Here is a 19,513-nt window from a genome sequence, read left to right as displayed (position 1 = left end):
TAAAGCTAAAACGGCGGAACATGGTAGATAGGAAATCATATGTTAATGTTCAAACTTAAGGGTATTCATATCCCTGAAACGAACTCTATGGTGAACAAAAAACGACCTCTCAATGGATGCTTCGTTCCCTGAGTTTACCTTCTCCCCCTATCATGAGTAGCAAAATAGCCAATACCCAGAATAACTGCAATCCAAAAATAGCGCAGGCGACCTTGAAAGAAGAGCCCTACTTTTTCTCGTCCAACGAGGGCTGTAAAACTAAACACCACCATGACAAATACAGTAAGTACGGCTAATACCTTGCCCCTTGTAGTAAGCGGTTTTCGTTCTGGCATTCTAAAATCTGTCTCCCTTCTTAGGCGACTATTTTTTAAATATTAACAATAATTGTACACCGTATAAAGCTCTTTGCCAAAAAGCAAAAGCCTGCTAACTAAAAAATTAGCAGGCCATATTTCACACTCTCTACTCTATTGTTTTACCTTCCAAAATCTACTCTTTTTTCGTATTCCATTTCTTATGAAGTTCTGCAATAAACCCTTCCTCATCAAGTTTTGTCAGGACTTCATTTATAGCTTCAAGGAAAAGAGGCTCTTCTTGGCTTACAGCCAAAGCCTGTTTTGCCCCTTTCAGCTCAACTGTAAAAGATTTTTTAAGTTGTCCTTTAAATTCTTCACTATTTATATAGGTTTCTGCCACCGTTTCATCCATGAGAGAGGCGTCAGCCCGTTTTAGGGCTACTTCTCGCACAGCATCGTTAAGTTTAGGGAAGCGCTTCACCGTTACATCCGCAACCTCGGAGATAAACACATCCTGTGTCGTAGCTAGCTGTACTGCTACGCTTTTCCCCTTTAAATCCTCCATGCCATTTACATCAGGGCTATTTGTAGGCAGTACAAAAGCACTGAGACTTACCATATAGGGTTGAGAGAAAGCCACCTTTTTGCTTCGTTCCTCCGTAATGCTGAGAGCAGCGGCTATCATATCAATTTTTCCTGTTAAAAGAGATGGGATAACACCATCAAAGGCCATATCTACCCATTCAACTTTCTTACCCAGCCTTTTCCCTACTTCGTTGGCCAAATCAATATCGAACCCTACAAGAGCTCCCGTCTTATCATGAAACTCAAAAGGCGGATAGGAACCTGACGTACCCGCAACAATAGTATCTTTCTCCATAACTGATGCAGCCTGTGCAAATCCACCCCATAAAACAACCACTGTCACCAACAGAACAAATACCCAACTGTTTTTTTTCATCTATCGTCACTCCTCTCTATTTATGAAAAAAATCTTTACTACATAATTACTGAAAAATCTCTATGGGCATTTTATCTTTATGAACCTGTTTCCACGTCTTCAGCGGTAATCCCCATATTTTAATGAACCCAACCGCTGCCTGATGATCAAAAACATCTCCCTCTGAGTAAGTAGCTATATTCATTTGATAGATCGAACTGGGAGACTTCATGCCTCGAACAACTGCTTGCCCTTTGTAAAGTCGAACTTTCACAACTCCATTTACATATTCTTGCGTCGTGTTTATAAAAGAATCAATAGATTCTTTCAGAGGGGAATACCAATAGCCCTCGTATGTGAGTTCCGCAAACTTTGTCTCCATTTCCTTTTTAGCCGCAAGCACTTTCTTATCTAAAGTTAACGTTTCAAGAGCTTTATGGGCTGTAATTAAAGTTATGGCGGCAGGACACTCGTAAACCTCTCGGCTCTTAAATCCTACGAGACGATCTTCGATCATATCGATACGTCCTACACCGTGTTTCCCTGCAAGATTGTTTAAAGACTGAATCAACGCAATCCCATCCATTTTTTCTCCATTCAATGCTACTGGAATTCCCTTTTCAAATGATATCTCCACAAACTCTTGATGATCTGGAGCATTCCACGGATCCACTGTGAGGATATAGGCATCAGAAGGGGGTTCATTCCAGGGATCCTCTAAAATGCCGCACTCAATGGAACGTCCCCATAGGTTTTCATCAATACTGTATGGAGATGCAGTAGTAGCCAAGACAGGAATTCCGTGGGCCTGTGCATACTCCATTTCAGCTTCTCGACTAAAGTGCCAATCTCGAACAGGAGCCAACACGACAAGTTCAGGGTTTAATGCATTAGTACATACCTCCATTCGCACCTGATCCTGTCCTTTACCTGTACATCCATGAGCAACAGCGCCTGCATTCTCTTTTTTTGCCACCGCCGCCATAGCCTTTGCTATAAGAGGGCGCGAGAGAGCCGAATTAAGAGGATAGGTTCCCTGATATAGAGCATTTGCCTTCAACGCTGGCCACACAAATTCCTTTACAAACTCCTTCTTAAGATCCATAACGTAGGCTTTAGAGGCACCACTATGTAAAGCCTTATTTTTGGCTTTCTCCAGATCTACAGATTGCCCCACGTCAGCTGTCATGGTAATGACCTCATATCCCTGTTCTGTCAGCCACATAGCAGCAACAGAAGTATCTAATCCTCCACTGTATGCTAAAACAACCTTCTTCTCTCCCATATTCTGTTCTCCTCCCTTAATGTCTCAAAAACAAACAAGCCCGTCCCTCTTTTTAAGAGGGACGGGCTTGTAACCCGCGGTGCCACCCACGTTGACAAAAGGGGAAAATCCTTTTGTCCTCTCCTTAACATCTCTACTTGATTCCCCATGGGGATCTTTCTTCGAGATCAGCTCTAGGGTTCTATTCTTCTCCTTCACATTCCAAGAAGACTCTCAGCCTCCGGCCTTCTCTCTCTGTAGGTGTGTTTGGAGAATACTCTTCCCTTTCATTGCCGTATCATGCTTTTTTGTATGAGAAGCATTATACACGACAATGAACTTCTGTCAACTATTTTTTTAAAAAGTACCTAAAAGTTTATTTTTTCAAGGCCATTCCCTGAATACCGCTCAAGAGATGGGTAATGGGTCATGTCCATATGAACAGGTGTAATAGAGACATAGCCGTTGGCAAGAGCCCAGACATCGCAGCCTTCTACCAGCTGATCCTCCGGCTGACCTGAAATCCAAAAATAAACATGCCCCTTAGGATCTTCCAGTTTCGTCACTTTCCCCTCATAAAGCCGGACTCCTTTTCTTGTTACTTTGATTCCTTTTAACATGGCGATCGGAAGATTAGGAACATTAATATTGAGTAACACCCCTTCGGGAAGAGGCTCTTCCTCTAAAACTGCCAGCACTTTCTCCACTACAATAGCCGCTGTTTCATAATGACATTCGCTATCTCGACTACTGCAATTCAGGGATACGGCGATAGCACGACGACCCAGGATAACACCTTCCATAGCCGCAGAGACTGTGCCAGAATAGGTAAGATCATCTCCTACGTTAGGCCCATTGTTAATGCCTGAAATAACCATATCAGTCTCACTTTGAACCTCCTCAACTCCCAATACAACGCAATCGGAAGGAGTACCGTCACAAGCATAAACCTTTTGCCCCGGAATATATGGACTCTGATCAATATTCCACAAACGAAGAGGTCTCGTTAAAGTAATGGCATGACCGACACTGCTTCTCTCTCTATCTGGCGCTACTACAGACCATAAGAAACCTTTCGATGCTAAATGTTTGGCCAAAGCCATAAGGCCTGGGGCATAGATTCCATCGTCATTAGTCAATAGGATATTCAAATACTTCTTCTCCTCTCATCAATACACTTAAAGAATCCATCGTATGATGGCATAAGAAATGGGGCTCATAATAGCCGGGATAATACCTAACCCCAAAAGGACCATGAGAATAATAAAACCATAGCGTTCAAGCCAAAAATATTTTTCAATCCAACGGGGCGGTAAGAAGTAATAGAGTATTTTTGAACCATCGAGAGGAGGAATAGGGATAAGATTAAACACCGCGAGTCCCACATTTATAGCTACCATGAGGAACATGAAAAGGCGTAAAGCTGGATTCCCAAGAAAGAAATAAGGAAAAAGCCGTACTAAAAGACCGCAAAACATGGCGCTTGCCAAGTTACCAGCTGCTCCAGCAAGGGAAACAAGAACTATATCCCGTCGAGGGTTTTTAAAATATCTTGGGTCAATAGGAACAGGTTTCGCCCATCCAAATCTGAAGAAAAGGAGCATAAGAGCTCCAATAGGGTCTAAGTGCGCTAAGGGATTAAGAGATAACCTCCCAGCTCTCTCTGCTGTAGGATCTCCAAGAAGGTACGCTACATAACCATGACAAAATTCATGAAAGGTTATAGCCCACAATATAGCAGGCAAACTCAACAATAATTCAGCAATAGGTGGAAAACGGAACATCCCTCTCACTCTCCTTTAGGGAAATGGGTTTCAAGCCATATCAGCTCTTCTTCTCGAGATGGTAGCTCCTCATCAAGGCAACTATCCTTCAGTTTAGAAAGGATACGCCCCAGGCTAGGGCCTCCTTTATATCCCATCCGGATCAAATCATGTCCAGTGAGGCTGCTATGCGTACTGTGCAGTCGAGAGAGATACAAAAGTATTCGCCGACGCACTCTCCATCTCTCTGTCGCTGCACTCCAGAAAAGGGCTGCTACTGGAGAAACTTCCTTTAAATAGTGATAAATTTCTGAGTTTTTTCTAGCGGCTCTTCCTCCGAGCTCTTGATCAGCTGTACGAAGCCCCTGAAGAGACTCCTCCATAATTTCCCGCTCTTTAGGAGACAGGTTCAAGCGATCTAAGACAGAAAATTGAAGACTCTCAGACGACTCCATAACAAGAGCTGCGAGGAAAGCAAGCCACTCTGCTCCCTTAAAATCTGGGAAATCTCTGGAAATGCGGATGAGAAAAGCCGAAAGGCGACGGAATGTACGAATAACTACATTTCCAATCCGTATTCCTGGAAATAAAATATCCCAAGCTCCTAACTCGGCCATTCGTTTCATTCCCGGATAAGGAGCTTTTTCCTGAAATAAAAGTTCCAGCTCGCTTCGCAGACGAAACCCGGACAACCTCGAAAGGAGCCCCCCCCTCAAGCAACTTTTCAGAAGGCGCAACGTATTATCCTCCATGCGGAAACCAAGCCGTTGTTCTAAGCGAATTCCACGAATAACGCGAGTTGGATCCTCTACGAAACTTAAGTTATGCAAAACCTTCAGTACCTTTTTCTTCAGGTCTCGGCGGCCACCAAAATAATCTATCAGAGTTCCCCATGTATCAGGGGTAATGGAAATAGCCATGGCATTAATAGTAAAATCGCGGCGATACAGGTCGTGTTTCAATGAATCACTTGCCACTTTGGGTTGGGCGAGGGGATATTCATAAAACTCCCGTCTCGCTGTTGCCACATCAACCTTCATTCCATCAGGGAAAATAAGCGTTCCTGTTTTATAACGTTCATGAACAGAAACTCGACATCCCTCCCAATCCAGACTTTTCAAAAAATCCACCGCGCTGCCTTCCACCACCACATCTAAATCGAGACCCTCTCGGCCCAACATAAGATCCCGTACAATTCCGCCCACAATATATGCTTTCATACCAAGGGTCTGCGCACGTTCTCCCAGTTTCTGCAATATAGCCTGTTGTGGGGGTGCCAGTCGAACCATCAACAGGTCGGAAAGATCGGCCGACCATGGAAGCTCTGAAGCTATTTTTCGCTCTTCCGGCGGAAGGGATTCTGGATAAAGTGCGCGAACAAGATCAGTGCGAGTTACAATACCAACAAGAATCTTCCCATCCAAAACAGGCAATCTTCCTATATTGTGAAAAACCAGGATACGGTGAGCTTCCGCTATAGATGCCTCTTTTGAAATAGAGATAACACCCTCTGTCATAAATTCTTTTACAAGAGCCAGGCCAAAACCGTGAAGTTGAGCCTTATCAAGGTCCTTTCGGGTAATAATACCTATTAGAGTGTCTCCTCGTACAACCGGAAGGGCTGAATGTCCATAACGAATCATGATTCTATATGCATCATTCACTGAAGAATCAGGTTCTACCGCCATGACAGGACTTGTCATAATGTCTTCAACGGTTAAGCGAGGTTGAATGGATTCCTCTAGTTTTTTCTCAAGGCTCTCTAGAATAGAGAGCGGACGAACATTATGAAGCGTTACAGACGAGGCCTGAGGATGCCCCCCTCCTCCCAGATGAGCTAAAAACTGAGAAACATCAAGCACCTTCTCGTGACTTCTCGCCACTACATATGTCCTCTTCTCCATCTTAACAGCAGCCAAGGCTACATCCGCATCGAAATAGTCTCGAAGCCGATGAACGAAAAGGGATAACCCATCTATATATATTGGGGAAGAGGTAAAAGAAAGTACAACCCTGGCCCCGTTAATATAGCGAACCCATGCATTTTCAATTAATAAGTCGAGAATTCGCCGCTCCGAAGCAGAAAAGCTCATTTCAATATGGGAAGGAATAATAGTCAAATCGGCCCCTATCTCTTTAAGCCGAGATATAGCAGCAAAATCTCTTTCAGTCGTTCCCCCGAAAGTCAGTCCGCCTGTATCTTCATATATTCCCATAGCGAAAAGCGTCGCTTCTTGAGGCGTAATGGGGATTTGCCGTTCAAAAAGAATTTCAACCAACAAGGTAGTAGTGGCACCTATAGGATCTATAACTATCAGCTCTCCGTCAATATCATCGGCGGAGGGAGGATGATGATCATAAACATGAACAATAACATCTTTTTTCCCCAAAAGAGTTGCGAAAGGACCGATGCGCGACCGGGAACGGGTATCAACTACAATGAGCTGAGTAATCTCATCTTTCCTAATTTTTCGGGGAGTCACAATAGGCCAGCGACGAGGAAATTTTCGCAAAAAATCCCGAACCGTCCGGCTTGTAGAGCCAGAAAGAGAGAGTATGGCGTCGGGATAAAGTTTCGAAGCGGCAACCATACTTGCTATGGAATCAAAATCGTTCCCCATATGGCTCGTTATAACTTTCAACCGTTCATTTCCTCCACTAAATCATTTCGAAGGGCCGCTGATAGACGCGGAACATGAAGGAGCTCCACTTCATTCACGCCCTCGTTTTTCAGTAGTTCCTCTACAAATCTCCAGTAAAATTCACAAGAATAAGCTCGCAACAAATAGCGCTTTCCCATAGATAATCGACCATTTTGCATAAGAGCATTGACTAAAGGCTGCACCTCCACCCTCGAAGCCCAGCCAGAGGCTCCCAGGCGAACAGCCGCACGGCGAAGACTCTTTTCATCAGAGCTATACGCCTGAATAACACAAAGAGCCGCCATTTTTTTAAACGCAACGGCATATCGCAACAAAGACTCTTCAAGACTCTCTAAAGACCCCTCATTCTGTATCACAAGATCAGCCATAGCCTGTTTTTCTTCAGTATTCATAAGGAAACGCTCTCGACGTTCTATCTCTTCCTCATTCCATCCACGCGAAACGTTCCGAGAAAGTCTCGTTGACGTAGATGCCGTCACATACACTGTATAATCTACCCACCACGGCACACTATTCTCAAAAAGGAGCGGAATCTCTGCTACAATCCATCCTCGAAGAGCAAACATCCGACGTTCCATCTCTTTACGAACCATAGGATGGAGAATAGAACAAAGCCACTCGTATTCTTTGGGGTCAGCAAAAATACGAGAAGCGATCTCTGATGGATTGATGCTGCCATTATGATAAAAAACGCAACTTCCCCATCGCTCTTCCACTCTTTTTAGGACTCTGGGTTCTTTCCATATTTCATGGATTATACAATCTGCGTCAATAATAGAAGCCCCGTGATTTTTCCAAAGACCAGCGACAGTAGATTTACCAGCCCCTACGTCTCCTGTCACGCCCAAAACCAGCATAGGACATCTCCTCCTCGCCTTGGTCTTCAACTTCTTTATTCCCGTCGGGAATCTCCCAAAGGAAACGAGACAAGCCGTTTCTGAAAACAGAACCAAAGAGCCGGCGACTCCGTGCTCCTGTCATATAAAGTTTTTCTTCCGCACGTGTCATGCCCACATAGCAGAGACGACGCTCTTCTTCAAGGCTTTCTTGGTCTTCCATACACTTAAAATGAGGGAAGATAGCTTCTTCCAGCCCCACAAGGAACACTACTGGGAATTCCAATCCTTTAGCCGCATGAAGTGTCAAAAAGTTTACTGCACCTAAATCTCCCAAATCCGTAGTTTCCAAATCTGTAAAGAGAGCCACCTCCGCCAACACTTCAGCAAGATCCCCCCCTGAAGAAACAAGAGACCCCAGCTCGCGGATGTTTTCCACTCGCTCTTCCCATCCTTCAGGATCATCTTTTTTCAGTTGCTCCTGATAACCAATGCCGTCAAGGATATAAAGCAACACATCCTGGAAGTTTTGGGATTTCTTTAAAATAGCCGACATATGAAGAGCTAGTTCCATAGCCCCTGCACGTGCTTTCCCCGAAAGGGTAAGTTCTTTCCCCTCCTCTATGACCGCCCAAATTTGATGGGCTTCCATTGCAGAAAGAGAACCGAGAGTTTCACCCAGCTTTTCCAGGCTTTTCTTTCCAAGCCCTCGCGCCGGAACATTGGCTACCCTTGACAAAGAAGCCAAGTCTGCCGGATTCACAGCAAGACGCATATAAGAAAGCATTTCTTTTATTTCTTTTCTGTCATAAAACGCCGTACCCCTCACAACACGATAGGGAACGCCCCGCTCTATGCATTTCTGCTCGTAAATTCGGCTCATAGCATTAATGCGATAAAGAATTGCCATATCGCCATATTTATATCCTTGAAAATCATGAAGTTTTTTTATTTCCGACATAATAAATTCAGCTTCTTTATATTCGTTAGGTGAAAGAAGGACGCGTATTTTATCTCCCATATCTCGGGCTGTCCACAGATTCTTCTTCCTGCGCCGCTCGTTGCTCATAATCACTGAGTTTGCAGCTTTCAGAATATTTCCTGTGGATCGATAATTCTGATCCAAGACCACCACTTTCGCAGCAGGGAAATCTTTCTCGAAGTTAAGGATCATGGTCATATCAGCCCCTCGCCATCCATAAATAGATTGGTCTGGATCTCCTACAACCATAATTCGACCTGAAGTACCTATAAGACGGCGTAAAAGAAGATATTGAGGCTTATTTACGTCCTGATATTCATCGACCAAAATCCAATCAAGCCGTTCCTGCTCCCTCTTTCGAAGGTCGCTATCAACAGTTAAAAGATGGAGGGGGAGGATCAGGAGATCATCAAAATCTATAGCATTCTGCTTCCTCAACTCTTCATTGTATAGGCTATAAACTTGATGTTCTATGCCCTCCAATCCTAAAGGCTCTAAAGTTTTAGGATTTCCTTCTGTTTTTGCCTTCGAAATTCTATCAAGAACATGGGATGGATCAATTTGTTTCGGATCGAGGCGCAATTCCTCCATTACTTTCTTCACGAGAGATCGGCTATCGTTACGATCAAAAATAGCAAAACCTTTTTTGAGGCCAAGAAATTCTAGCTGGTCGCTATTTCGAAAAAGAAAATGAAGGCCATAAGAATGGAAAGTACTCACTTGCATTATAGCCGCAGAATCTCCGATTAGGGATATTACACGCTCTTTCATTTCCCGGGCTGCTTTATTCGTGAACGTTACAGCAAGTATCCCCCGCGGGGAGGCATATCCCTTATTAATAAGGTAGGCTACTTTATGAGTTAAAACTCTTGTTTTGCCACTTCCTGCTCCAGCAAGAACGAGTAATGGACCGTCGCAATAAGAAACAGCCTCCTGTTGCCGCGGATTCAACTTCTCTAAAATAGGGTCATTTACAGACATTCAGAACGCTTCTCCTTTAATAATTTCTCCACCAAGGATACCCACTTCTGAATACCCTTGCCTGTCAACGCTTCTATCTCAATACATTCTACATTGGGATTTAAGTGAAAAAGATCATTCTTATATAAATCCATATCAAAGGGAACGTAAGGAACGAGATCTACCTTTGTAAGAAGAACAGCTTTGGCTTCGGAAAACAGATGCGGGTACTTCAAAGGTTTGTCGGCACCTTCTGGAATACTGCTCACTGCTACTTTCCAGTCCTCACCTATATCAAATTCTGCGGGACAGACTAAATTCCCCACATTTTCTATAAAGATCACATCGATATCTTCGAGAGGCAACTCTTCGAGAGCTTTTTTCACTAAATTCGCCTCAAGATGGCATCCCCCATGAGTGTTAATCTGAATTGAAGGAACTCCCAACTTTGAAAGACGTTCCGCATCTCGAGAAGTGGCTATATCACCTTCAATAACAGCAAAAGAGAAGGGAGCTTTATCTTTTGTCGCTTCAAGTAGCGTAGTTTTCCCGGCCCCTGGGGACCCTATAATATTAATAACCAAAAGACCTCGACGAGACATCTCTTTTCGAATCTGCTGGGCATACTCTTCATCAGCTGCCATGACGGACTGTTGAATCTTATAGATTTTAGCCATGTTCTTCTTCCACCTCCACTGACTCTATATCCAACTCCATACCCGACAAAACGTCAACATCCAAAGAACCACAATGAGGACAGACGAAATCCATTTGATCTTCTCCCCATTTTCTGTCACATTTTTTACACTTAAAACTCATGGGAATCTCTATGATCTCCATTTTAGCCCCTGCAAGAGGCGTATCTTTTGTGGCTATAAGAAACGCAAAAGACATGACATCAGGGATCACTTGCCTCATAGCTCCAACGTGAAGAGTAACCTTACTAATATGATTCCATTCATGAGATTTTTGTAACTCTAAAAGAGTCTCTATAACAGCTTCAACCAGAGACATCTCGTGCATAGGATCGCCCCCAGTCGGGATGTATCAGAAAAAAAGGCCCCCGCAAGGGGCCTTTCATACCTTTCTAAAAGTCGCCCGATCAATCGATAGGCTCGAGAAGACCAAACCCTCCGTTTTTCCTTCTATACACCACATTTACCGCACCTGTCTCCACATTCTTAAAGAGGAAAAACTCATGTCCGAGAAGATCCATTTGCATCGTAGCCTCTTTAGCTGTCATGGGCCGTAGAGGAAATCTTTTTACTTTGACTATTTCTTCTTCTACGAGGGGAACAGTTTCAACTTCCGGGAATCCCTCTAGATTAAAAGAAACATCGTGTGTCTTGAGCTGTGCTCTGTCTTTGAGGTAGTCGTTATGGCGCTTAATTTGACGTTCGATATTTTTCATGGCCTTATCGAAAGCTTTCCTCATATCAGGAGAATTCTCCTCGCTCCTCATAATGACTCCGTTGGCGTTGGAGGTAACTTCCACATTGTACATCCCCCGACCGAAGCTCACCAAAACCTGATTATCAAGGATGCGGCTAAAAAACTTATCTAGCTTTGACATCTTTCCCCTCATATAATCTCGGAGCTCGTCGTCAATAACAGCATTTCGCGCTACAAAGCGTACGTCCATAAACATCCCTCCAATCTACTAGCTCTGATCACAAATATTCTAACATTGTCACAACATATGGGCAATAAAGAGGGCTGGTATCCCCTCCCTCTCATCGGTATAATATCTATTGTAGCTATATCATCACCATCATAATCAGGAGTTGATAGATAATGCACATTTCAGAGCGGGCACGCAGAATGGAACCATCGGCCACTCTCGCAGTAGTAGCCAAAGCCAAAGCCCTCAAAAGAGAGGGGAAACCTGTTATTTCTTTTGGTGCAGGAGAGCCTGATTTTCAATCCCCTGCTTCAGCACTGGAATACGCCCATACCGCTATGGAAAAAGGGCAGACACACTACACTCCGGCCTCTGGGATCCCTGAACTGAAGGAAGAAGTCTGCAACTATTACAAGAGCCACTTTAATCTTAGCTACGAAAGCAATCAGGTTCTCATCGGAGCAGGAGCAAAACCCCTTCTTTACGAAGCTTTGGGCTGTACAGTGGACCCTGGTGATGAGGTACTGGTATTTACACCTGCATGGGTCAGTTACGTGGAGCAAATTCGCCTTTTTGAAGGCAAGGCTGTGCTAATCGATACATCTGATACAGGATTCGTTCCGGATTTGGAAAGGGTACGAAAGGCTATAACCTCAAAAACACGCTGCATGATGATTAATTCTCCCAACAATCCCACCGGAGCCGTTTACGACGAAAAAACTCTTAAGGGACTTGCCGATTTAGCTATAAAACATAATATTGTTATTATTTATGATGAAATCTATGAACGACTGGTCTATGGAGAGGCGAAGCATCACCAAATTTTGAATCTCTGCCCAGAAGCTAAAGATTTGACAATCATCATAAATGGAGTAAGCAAAGCTTTTGCCATGACAGGGTGGCGTATTGGTTACGCTCTCGGCCCTGCAGAGATTATTGCCAAGATGGGTTCTTTCCAGGGGCATCTTACTTCCAATGCATGCTCTATAGCCCAGTGGGCCGCCCTCGGCGCTCTTAGAGGGGCAGAAAAGGACGTACAAGCCATGCATGGAGAGTTTAGCAAGCGGCGGGATCTTATTATCAGTCTTTTGAAAGATATGCCCCTCATCTCCTTCCAAGAACCCCGCGGTGCTTTCTATGTTTGGATCGACGTGAAAAACACCTTAGGGAAAAAGCATGACAACCGTACTATTACAGATGATGGTTCATTTTGCACGGCGCTTTTGGAAAGTAAATATGTGGCTGGAGTGGCTGGAGTGCCTGGAGCAGCTTTCATGGTACCTGGAAATATGAGGGTTTCCTATTCCAACTCTAGCGAAGAGATTCGGGATGGAATGAAGCGATTAAAAGAGTTCCTAGAAGAACTCAAATAAAACCTTACAGTTTTTGAGGAAGAGAGAGACGGTTTTGTGCTGCCTCTCTCTTTTATTTTTTACCTATCCAAAACTTCAGGATTAACTACATAAGCTGGACGTCGCCCTTGCAATGCGTCAATAAGATTTTGAGCTGCCAGCCGACTCATGCCTCCACGAGAATCTAAAGTGGCACTTCCCATGTGAGGCATAACCGTAACGTTAGACAAGGAAAGCAATGGTTCATCTGCGGGAACGGGCTCGACTTCAAAAACATCAAGCCCCGCACCCCATAACCACTTCTCCGATAAAGCTTTATACAAAGCTCGTTGATCCACAACCAATCCCCTCGCTGTATTAATAAGAATAGCCGTTGATTTCATCTTTTTAAGCTCTGCTTCTCCTATAAGTCCTCGCGTCTCTGACGTTAAAGGACAATGGATAGAAACATAATCTGATATGCGTAATAATTCATCTAGAGAAACACGTCTCGCCCCTAACTCTTTCTCTGCCTCTGGTTTAGGAGACGGGTTAAAATATACAATAGACATGCCAAAACCCCGGCCTCGCCGTGCCATAGCTTGTCCGATTTTTCCAAACCCAATAATACCAAGGGTTTTTCGAGCAGTATCCATACCAAGCCACATATCAGGATACCACGTTCTCCATTCCCCTCTTCTCAAATATCCACTGCACTCTACAAGACGTCGAGCTACAGCTAGAAGAAGCGTAAAAGCCAAATCCGCTGTAGCATCAGTCAAGACGTCTGGAGTATTGCAAATAAGAACTCCATGACGAGTTGCCGCTTCAATATCTATATTATCGAATCCAACAGCATGCTGACTTACCACCTTAAGATGAGGAGCTTGTTGAAAAAACTCTTCGTCAATTTTGTCAGCCGGCATGGAAAGAAGTCCATCTATAAATTGAACCTCTCGTAATAAAATGTCTCTGTCTGGGGCACCTTCTCCTTCCCACATACGATAAGAGACCTGCCCCTCTAAAATGTCTCTGCCCTCTTTCAATATACGCTGACTTACATACACTTTCGGTAAAGCCAAAAGGGTCACCTCCATTGATACTTCATTCGACTTTTATTGTAACAGGATTTTACAACTAACAGATACAACGAAAGGTATATAAATAGTTTTCTACTTTAATTTTCATACTGGGACAGTGGATAAAACTCACATATTCTCTGGAACTCTTTACTTTAGATTGTTGTATTTTATAAAAGTTTGGATTATACTTCCCACTGTCTCTATTTTAACCTTTACAACCTTATTTAAATGGGAGGTTTCTTTGATATGGCTTCATGGCTCGAAAGTTTTTTTAAGGTACGAGAAGCTGGTAGTAACGCTCGTACAGAAATATTAGCTGGAGTAACCACCTTTATGACGATGGCGTACATTATTTTCGTCAATCCTGACATTATGTCAAAAGCGGGAATGCCTTTTGGCCCTGTTATGTCGGCTACGTGTCTGGCCAGTGCTTTTGCCACATTACTTATGGCTTTTCTGGCTAATTACCCTATCGCCCTCTCTGTGGGTATGGGGCTCAATGCTTTTTTTGCTTTTGGCGTAGTCCTCAACATGGGCATAAGCTGGCAAACAGCCTTAGCTGCTATCTTTACTGAAGGAGTTATTTTTGTAGCATTAACTCTCACCCGCATCCGCGAAGAAGTAGTAAATGCTATCCCCACCTCTCTTAAGATCGGTATATCCACAGGCATCGGCTTTTTCATAACTTTCATAGGCCTCCAAAGTGCCGGCATTATAGTGAAAAATGATGCAGTACTTGTAGGGATGGGGAATTTAAAAAGCCCTTCCGCTCTCCTCGCTATTGCCGGATTTTTTCTCATGGTAATCTTGGAAGCTCGTAAAGTTCGTGGGTCTATTCTTTGGGGGATTTTGATTATCACCGCTCTAAGCATTCCCTTCGGCGTAACATCCATGCCTTCAGGGATTATTTCTATGCCTCCTTCCATTGCTCCTATAGTAGGCAAGCTCGATTTTTCTGCTTTCTGGAATGCTGATTTCTGGATTATTGTCTTTACCTTTTTCTTCGTAGATTTCTTTGACACTGTGGGAACTCTGGTAGGAGTTACAAACAGAGCAGGCATGCTTGACAAAGAGGGGAATTTACCACGAGCAAAAGAAGCTCTGCTCGCAGACGCGGTAGGGACTGTGGCCGGAGCCATTCTTGGAACCTCTACTGTCACTTCTTTTGTTGAGAGCGCTAGCGGTGTAGAACAGGGAGGGCGAACTGGGCTCACATCTCTCGTTACGGCTATTCTCTTTTTGCTCGCTCTTTTCTTCAGCCCCATCGTAGCTGTTGTGCCACCATGTGCTACAGCCCCAGCCTTGATAATGGTGGGTATCTTTATGATGATGAGTCTCAAGGGCTTCGATTTCGGCGAATGGACAGATATCGTTCCTGCATGCATCGCTATTTTCACGATGCCTTTCAGCTATAGCATCGCTGCTGGAATTGAGTTTGGTGTCATTAGTTTTGTAATTATAAAAATCTGTACAGGACGGAAAAAAGAGATTAGCCCCATGATGTTCCTCCTCTTCCTTGTTTTTATCTTAAAGGAAGTATTCTTCTAAACTATCAGGACACCGCACGTACAATAAAAAGAAGGGCCTCGCTTCGTTACGCGAGGCCCTTTAAAATTAAAAGAGAAAACCCAAATACATTAATCTCCTTCTAAAATTTCCTTATCTTTGTTTTTCAAAATCTCATCAATTTTACGAATATACTCGTCTGTAACATCTTGTACGTCTTTAGTATATTTCCGCTGATCATCCTCACTAATCAGTGAATCTTTTTCCATCTTTTTCAGAGTATCGTTCGTATCACGACGAAGATTACGAATCGCTATTTTAGCTTCCTCAGCATATTTAGCCACTACTTTCGAAAGCTCCATACGCCGCTCCTTCGTGAGTTCAGGAAGGGTTAACCGAATGATCTCTCCATCATTTTGAGGATTAATGCCAAGAGAAGAGGCCTGAATGGCCTTCTCTATCCCTTTCAATATCGACTTATCGAAGGGAGCTATTACAATCTGCCTGGCTTCGGGCACAGAAACTGTGGCAAGTTGCTTAATAGGGGTCTGGGTCCCGTAATAATCGACCTTAATATCGTTCACAAGCCCTGGGTGGGCACGACCTGTTCGAATACCGATATATTCTTCCTTTAGGTGTTCAACAGCTTTCTCCATCTTTTCTTTCATTGTTGAAATTTCTTGTTTAGGCACTATAAAACTCCTCCTTCCCCGTCGAGACTATGGTGCCAACTTTTTTCCCATGAAGCAAGAAGTCGCTCAAATTACCTTTTTTCAAAACATTTAAAACCACTATTGGAATCTTATTTTCCATACATAAAGAAAAAGCCGCCGCGTCCATTATTTCTAATTGCTTCTGCAATGCATCCATGTAGGTTATTCTATGTAAAAGAATTGCGTTTGGGTTTTTCTCCGGATCTTCATTATATATACCATTTACCTTTGTAGCTTTCAACAAACAATCGGCCCCTACCTCAGCAGCGCGAAGAGCCGCCGCAGTATCGGTTGAAAAGTAAGGCGACCCAGTTCCACCAGCGAAAATAACGATTCTCTCTTTTTCAAGATGGCGGATAGCTCGTCTCCGAATATAGGGCTCTGCTATCTGACGCATTTCTACAGCAGTCTGAACCCGAGTAGGAACACCTAGTTTTTCTAATGTATCCTGAAGGGCAAGAGCATTAATAACAGTAGCTAGCATCCCCATATAATCAGCTTGAGCTCTCTCTATACCCATTGTCTCCACATCTCTGCCGCGAAGCATATTACCGCCACCAACAACCATGGCTATCTCTATGCCAGAATTCGCTACCTCCGCTATTTCTTCACATATAGAGCGTATCGCTTCAAAATCAAGCCCAAAAGCCTTCGTTCCAGCTAAAACCTCTCCTGATAGCTTCAGTAACACCCGTTTGAACATGCTCTAAATCCTCCATCTATTCCCTAACAATCAACAAACACAAAAAAGGCGAGGTCCTGAATATCGACCTCGCCCCTGTTTTTTTATTCGCCAATAGCAAATCGGGCGATTTTTCCAACCTTTATATTTTCGCCCAGTTTGGCTATGTTTGCTATAACCAAATCTTTAACTTTCTTATCTCCATCACGGATGTAGGGCTGTTCAAGAAGACAGACTGTTTCGTAATACTTCTGAACCTTCCCTTCCGCTATCTTATCTACGATCTTCTCAGGTTTCCCCTCGTCAAGAGCTTGCTGACGATAGATATCTTTCTCTCTATCCAGAACCTCGGTAGGAATCTCTTCAGGATCTATATATAAAGGTGCAGTAGCTGCCACCTGCATAGCCAATTCATGTCCAAGCTCCTGGAACTCATCGGTCTTCGCCACGAAGTCAGTCTCACAATTCAACTCAACCATGGAGGCAATTTTGGCGTTGGTGTGCAAATAGCAGAAAACCCTACCATCTGCAGCTGTACGAGCCGCTTTCTTTGCGGCCTTCGCAATTCCCTTTTCACGAAGGAAATCAATAGCCTTTTCCATATCGCCATTTGTCTCTACAAGGGCATGTTTACAATCCATCATGCCTGCCCCGGTACGTTCTCTGAGTTCTCTTACTGCAGATGCACTAATATCCGCCATGCTTAATACGTCCTCCTTAATTATTATTCTTCTTCGCTATCGTCATAAGTCTCAAGAAGACGCTCTCGAACCTCGATAATGTCTTTTTCGCCAACTTCTTCCTGTCCCTCAGCTGCCTCATGCCCTTCAACTGCGGCATCCACTCCCTGTTTCCCTTCAATTACAGCATCTGCCATGAGGCCAGAAATCAACTTTATAGCCCGAATAGCATCATCATTGCCCGGGATAGGATAATCGATCATTTCAGGGTCACAATTTGTATCGACGATGGCAATCACAGGAATCATAAGTTTCTTAGCCTCAAGAACAGCTATTTCTTCTCTTCGCGGATCGATAAGGAAGAGGGCATCTGGAAGAGCCTTCATCCCAGCGATACCACTCAAATATTTTTCAAGTTTGGCTAACTCTTTTTTGAGAAGAACTACTTCTTTTTTAGGAAGATCCTCCCATGTATCGTTCTCTGTCAAACGACGAAGCTCAATCATTCTGTTGACCCGTTTCCGAATGGTGGAGAAGTTAGTAAGAAGTCCACCCAGCCAGCGCTGGTTTATATAATATTGCCCACAGCGCATAGCTTCTTCTCGAATTGTATCCTGAGCCTGCCGTTTGGTTCCCACGAAAAGAACCGAACCACCATTTTCAGAAATTTCACGTACGAAACTATACGCCTTCTCCAACCCTCTCACTGTCTTCTGAAGGTCAATAATATAGACTCCGTTTCTTTCAGTAAAAATATACGGCTTCATCTTAGGATTCCACCGTCTCGTCTGGTGTCCAAAGTGGACGCCACATTCAAGAAGCTGTTTCATACTTACTACAGACATAGCATATTCCTCCTGATATTTGGTTTTCCCTCCACAAACATCGCCTGGAAGCAGGATCCTTGCTAAACAAAGACACCCCCACCCCCATCAGTTCATGTGTGTGATATGGGCCACCGGACAGTATATCACAAATGAAGATACCCCTTCAACTATTGCAGAAACAACATATACCCTGTATTGTTAGACAGATAAAGATGTGAAAAACATCGCTCTTAAGGAGGATCAACAATGGGTAAAAATTCCCTCGTTAATAAGCTCGACGATATGTCACCAGCAGCAAAAGCAATGTTTAACCGGTTACGAAGAGTTGAAGGGCAACTTCGCGGCATTCAAAGAATGATTCTTGAAGACAAACCCTGCTACGACGTGCTCCTTCAGCTTTCTGCAGCGAGAAAAGCCATGCAAAAAGCCTGTATTGAAATATTGAAAAACTACATCAACAAATGTGTTCACGAAGCCCAAGACCCTGACTTGGACAACCTTGAAAAACTCATAGAAGCACTTATTGACATCGCTCCCGCAGGGATGGTTTTCAAGAACGACGAAGATGAAGAGAAGAACGAAAAAAAAGCATAAAAAGAGCGGCCCTCTCCGGGAGATCCAGCTACCTGTGGCACCCAGAACACTCCGCTTACTGCTGCTCCCTCCCGGGCCTGACAGAATTCACGGGGATCTGCCGCACAGGGCTGAACCCCCCGGAGAAGACCGCCGACGGGTATTCTAACAGTCTTTTCTTTTAGAAGCAAGATCTTTTCTGATTATCTATTGTCACTTTCCAAATTTTCCCATGAGTTCTGCCGTCCCAACAATGTGTCCCTTCATTGCCTTTTCCACCGAGTGAATTGAGGCTCCTCCCTTCACACCAAGTTCTATATCCAAAGCATAAAGGGTGAAGATATAGCGATGAACACCGAAAGGAGGTTGCGGTCCATCATACCCAATCTCTCCCCAACTGTTGAGACCCTGTCGTATCCCATCAGACGTTTCGTCGGCCCTCCCCATGTCTGGTGGCAACCCATTATTGTTTTTCGGAATATTATAGACTACCCAATGGGTCCATATGCCGGCAAGAGCATCAGGATCAAGGCAGAAAAGCACCAAACTCACAGCATTATCAGGCACATCTTCCCACACCAAAGAAGGCGGGATGTTCCCAAAGAGACGCCCATGATGATGGGGAATAGCTGCTCCGTTTTCAAAACTATTACACACCAACTTCATGACGTTCCCCCCTCACTCTCTATATTGACTATATTTTATATTATAAAAAGATGTGTCAACAATGAGAAGCCCGTACTTGTTCGAACATGCTTTATTTTCCCATAAAAAAATTAAAGTTAAATTGT

Annotated in this window: 20 protein-coding genes, 1 other RNA gene and 1 other annotated feature; of the genes, 3 read left to right on the top strand and 18 right to left on the bottom strand. The window is 43.9% G+C overall.

The genetic code is table 11. From position 1 onward, the window contains the following. Positions 1–134: 134 nt before the first annotated feature. The 11 genes from K360_RS0105010 to hpf all read right to left on the bottom strand — a co-directional run bounded on the left by K360_RS0105010 (position 135) and on the right by hpf (position 11,349). Entirely contained in the window at positions 135–335 is a 201-nt protein-coding gene (locus K360_RS0105010) for a hypothetical protein (protein ID WP_024822088.1), read from the bottom strand. 157 nt (positions 336–492) lie between these two features. After that, the gene (locus K360_RS0105005; protein WP_024822087.1) at positions 493–1,260 is read right to left on the bottom strand and encodes a transporter substrate-binding domain-containing protein; all 768 of its coding nucleotides are present in this window, start codon (positions 1,258–1,260) and stop codon (positions 493–495) included. A gap of 46 nt (positions 1,261–1,306) precedes the next feature. Next, positions 1,307–2,524, bottom strand: a complete 1,218-nt coding sequence (locus K360_RS0105000; RefSeq protein WP_024822086.1) for an argininosuccinate synthase — start codon at positions 2,522–2,524, stop codon at positions 1,307–1,309. A gap of 54 nt (positions 2,525–2,578) precedes the next feature. Continuing rightward, positions 2,579–2,803: a binding site (T-box leader), on the bottom strand. Between the two features lie 68 nt (positions 2,804–2,871). After that, positions 2,872–3,654 (bottom strand): 5'/3'-nucleotidase SurE, encoded by a 783-nt coding sequence (gene surE / locus K360_RS0104990; protein WP_024822085.1) that lies wholly within the window; start codon positions 3,652–3,654, stop codon positions 2,872–2,874. A 27-nt stretch (positions 3,655–3,681) separates the two neighbouring features. After that, positions 3,682–4,287 (bottom strand): site-2 protease family protein, encoded by a 606-nt coding sequence (locus tag K360_RS0104985; RefSeq protein ID WP_024822084.1) that lies wholly within the window; start codon positions 4,285–4,287, stop codon positions 3,682–3,684. Between the two features lie 5 nt (positions 4,288–4,292). Further along, complete coding sequence (locus K360_RS0104980) at positions 4,293–6,908, bottom strand: CBS domain-containing protein (RefSeq protein ID WP_024822083.1); 2,616 nt, start codon at positions 6,906–6,908, stop codon at positions 4,293–4,295. After that, positions 6,905–7,786, bottom strand: coding sequence for a dephospho-CoA kinase (gene coaE / locus K360_RS10990; protein ID WP_024822082.1), 882 nt, complete (start codon positions 7,784–7,786; stop codon positions 6,905–6,907). Before coaE ends, K360_RS0104980 begins: the two co-directional genes overlap by 4 nt. After that, positions 7,746–9,728 (bottom strand): ATP-dependent helicase, encoded by a 1,983-nt coding sequence (locus K360_RS0104970; RefSeq protein WP_024822081.1) that lies wholly within the window; start codon positions 9,726–9,728, stop codon positions 7,746–7,748. Before K360_RS0104970 ends, coaE begins: the two co-directional genes overlap by 41 nt. After that, positions 9,719–10,384, bottom strand: coding sequence for a hydrogenase nickel incorporation protein HypB (hypB, locus tag K360_RS0104965; protein ID WP_024822080.1), 666 nt, complete (start codon positions 10,382–10,384; stop codon positions 9,719–9,721). The genes K360_RS0104970 and hypB overlap by 10 nt, the downstream gene beginning before the upstream one ends. Beyond that, positions 10,377–10,730, bottom strand: a complete 354-nt coding sequence (hypA, locus tag K360_RS0104960; protein WP_024822079.1) for a hydrogenase maturation nickel metallochaperone HypA — start codon at positions 10,728–10,730, stop codon at positions 10,377–10,379. Before hypA ends, hypB begins: the two co-directional genes overlap by 8 nt. A gap of 79 nt (positions 10,731–10,809) precedes the next feature. Next, entirely contained in the window at positions 10,810–11,349 is a 540-nt protein-coding gene (hpf, locus tag K360_RS0104955) for a ribosome hibernation-promoting factor, HPF/YfiA family (RefSeq protein WP_024822078.1), read from the bottom strand. A gap of 152 nt (positions 11,350–11,501) precedes the next feature. Between hpf and K360_RS0104950 the strand changes: the two genes are divergently transcribed. Beyond that, positions 11,502–12,701, top strand: coding sequence for a pyridoxal phosphate-dependent aminotransferase (locus K360_RS0104950; protein WP_024822077.1), 1,200 nt, complete (start codon positions 11,502–11,504; stop codon positions 12,699–12,701). Between the two features lie 59 nt (positions 12,702–12,760). Here the strand turns inward: K360_RS0104950 and K360_RS0104945 are convergent, their stop codons facing one another. Continuing rightward, on the bottom strand, positions 12,761–13,741 hold the full coding sequence (locus K360_RS0104945) for a 2-hydroxyacid dehydrogenase (protein ID WP_024822076.1): 981 nt from the start codon (positions 13,739–13,741) through the stop codon (positions 12,761–12,763). Between the two features lie 246 nt (positions 13,742–13,987). On the opposite strand from K360_RS0104945, the gene K360_RS0104940 reads away from it, so the two are divergent. After that, positions 13,988–15,289, top strand: a complete 1,302-nt coding sequence (locus K360_RS0104940; RefSeq protein WP_024822075.1) for an NCS2 family permease — start codon at positions 13,988–13,990, stop codon at positions 15,287–15,289. An 89-nt stretch (positions 15,290–15,378) separates the two neighbouring features. On the opposite strand, the gene frr is transcribed toward K360_RS0104940, so the two are convergent. From frr to rpsB, 4 genes are all read right to left on the bottom strand, one after another. Continuing rightward, a complete protein-coding gene (frr, locus tag K360_RS0104935; protein ID WP_024822074.1) occupies positions 15,379–15,939 on the bottom strand; it encodes a ribosome recycling factor in 561 nt (186 codons plus the stop codon). Beyond that, complete coding sequence (gene pyrH / locus K360_RS0104930; RefSeq protein WP_024822073.1) at positions 15,932–16,663, bottom strand: UMP kinase; 732 nt, start codon at positions 16,661–16,663, stop codon at positions 15,932–15,934. The genes frr and pyrH overlap by 8 nt, the downstream gene beginning before the upstream one ends. A gap of 83 nt (positions 16,664–16,746) precedes the next feature. Continuing rightward, positions 16,747–17,343, bottom strand: coding sequence for a translation elongation factor Ts (gene tsf, locus K360_RS0104925; protein ID WP_024822072.1), 597 nt, complete (start codon positions 17,341–17,343; stop codon positions 16,747–16,749). A 23-nt stretch (positions 17,344–17,366) separates the two neighbouring features. Continuing rightward, positions 17,367–18,167, bottom strand: coding sequence for a 30S ribosomal protein S2 (rpsB, locus tag K360_RS0104920; RefSeq protein WP_024822071.1), 801 nt, complete (start codon positions 18,165–18,167; stop codon positions 17,367–17,369). 228 nt (positions 18,168–18,395) lie between these two features. Between rpsB and K360_RS10555 the strand changes: the two genes are divergently transcribed. Continuing rightward, positions 18,396–18,743, top strand: coding sequence for a metal-sensitive transcriptional regulator (locus K360_RS10555; protein WP_024822070.1), 348 nt, complete (start codon positions 18,396–18,398; stop codon positions 18,741–18,743). 18 nt (positions 18,744–18,761) lie between these two features. Here K360_RS10555 and ffs read toward each other — a convergent pair. Together ffs and K360_RS0104910 are read right to left on the bottom strand one after the other, a co-directional pair. Continuing rightward, an RNA gene (gene ffs, locus K360_RS11205) (signal recognition particle sRNA small type) lies at positions 18,762–18,860 on the bottom strand. A gap of 75 nt (positions 18,861–18,935) precedes the next feature. Further along, entirely contained in the window at positions 18,936–19,388 is a 453-nt protein-coding gene (locus tag K360_RS0104910) for a YbhB/YbcL family Raf kinase inhibitor-like protein (protein ID WP_024822069.1), read from the bottom strand. Positions 19,389–19,513: the final 125 nt, after the last annotated feature.

It is taken from the genome of Aminobacterium mobile DSM 12262 (assembly GCF_000526395.1).
In the GTDB taxonomy this organism is placed as follows: Bacteria; Synergistota; Synergistia; order Synergistales; family Aminobacteriaceae; genus Aminobacterium; species Aminobacterium mobile.
This window is presented reverse-complemented; position numbering and strand designations above follow the sequence as displayed.

Coding starts and splice junctions, on each gene's coding strand:
- K360_RS0105005 (WP_024822087.1), bottom strand. CDS start 1,260: ATGAAAAAAAACAGTTGGGTATTTGTTCTGTTGGTGACAGTGGTTGTT.
- K360_RS0105000 (WP_024822086.1), bottom strand. CDS start 2,524: ATGGGAGAGAAGAAGGTTGTTTTAGCATACAGTGGAGGATTAGATACT.
- hypA (WP_024822079.1), bottom strand. CDS start 10,730: ATGCACGAGATGTCTCTGGTTGAAGCTGTTATAGAGACTCTTTTAGAG.
- K360_RS0104950 (WP_024822077.1), top strand. CDS start 11,502: ATGCACATTTCAGAGCGGGCACGCAGAATGGAACCATCGGCCACTCTC.
- coaE (WP_024822082.1), bottom strand. CDS start 7,786: ATGCTGGTTTTGGGCGTGACAGGAGACGTAGGGGCTGGTAAATCTACT.
- tsf (WP_024822072.1), bottom strand. CDS start 17,343: ATGGCGGATATTAGTGCATCTGCAGTAAGAGAACTCAGAGAACGTACC.
- K360_RS10555 (WP_024822070.1), top strand. CDS start 18,396: ATGGGTAAAAATTCCCTCGTTAATAAGCTCGACGATATGTCACCAGCA.
- K360_RS0104910 (WP_024822069.1), bottom strand. CDS start 19,388: ATGAAGTTGGTGTGTAATAGTTTTGAAAACGGAGCAGCTATTCCCCAT.
- K360_RS0104970 (WP_024822081.1), bottom strand. CDS start 9,728: ATGTCTGTAAATGACCCTATTTTAGAGAAGTTGAATCCGCGGCAACAG.
- rpsB (WP_024822071.1), bottom strand. CDS start 18,167: ATGTCTGTAGTAAGTATGAAACAGCTTCTTGAATGTGGCGTCCACTTT.
- K360_RS0105010 (WP_024822088.1), bottom strand. CDS start 335: ATGCCAGAACGAAAACCGCTTACTACAAGGGGCAAGGTATTAGCCGTA.
- K360_RS0104985 (WP_024822084.1), bottom strand. CDS start 4,287: ATGTTCCGTTTTCCACCTATTGCTGAATTATTGTTGAGTTTGCCTGCT.
- hypB (WP_024822080.1), bottom strand. CDS start 10,384: ATGGCTAAAATCTATAAGATTCAACAGTCCGTCATGGCAGCTGATGAA.
- hpf (WP_024822078.1), bottom strand. CDS start 11,349: ATGGACGTACGCTTTGTAGCGCGAAATGCTGTTATTGACGACGAGCTC.
- pyrH (WP_024822073.1), bottom strand. CDS start 16,663: ATGTTCAAACGGGTGTTACTGAAGCTATCAGGAGAGGTTTTAGCTGGA.
- K360_RS0104940 (WP_024822075.1), top strand. CDS start 13,988: ATGGCTTCATGGCTCGAAAGTTTTTTTAAGGTACGAGAAGCTGGTAGT.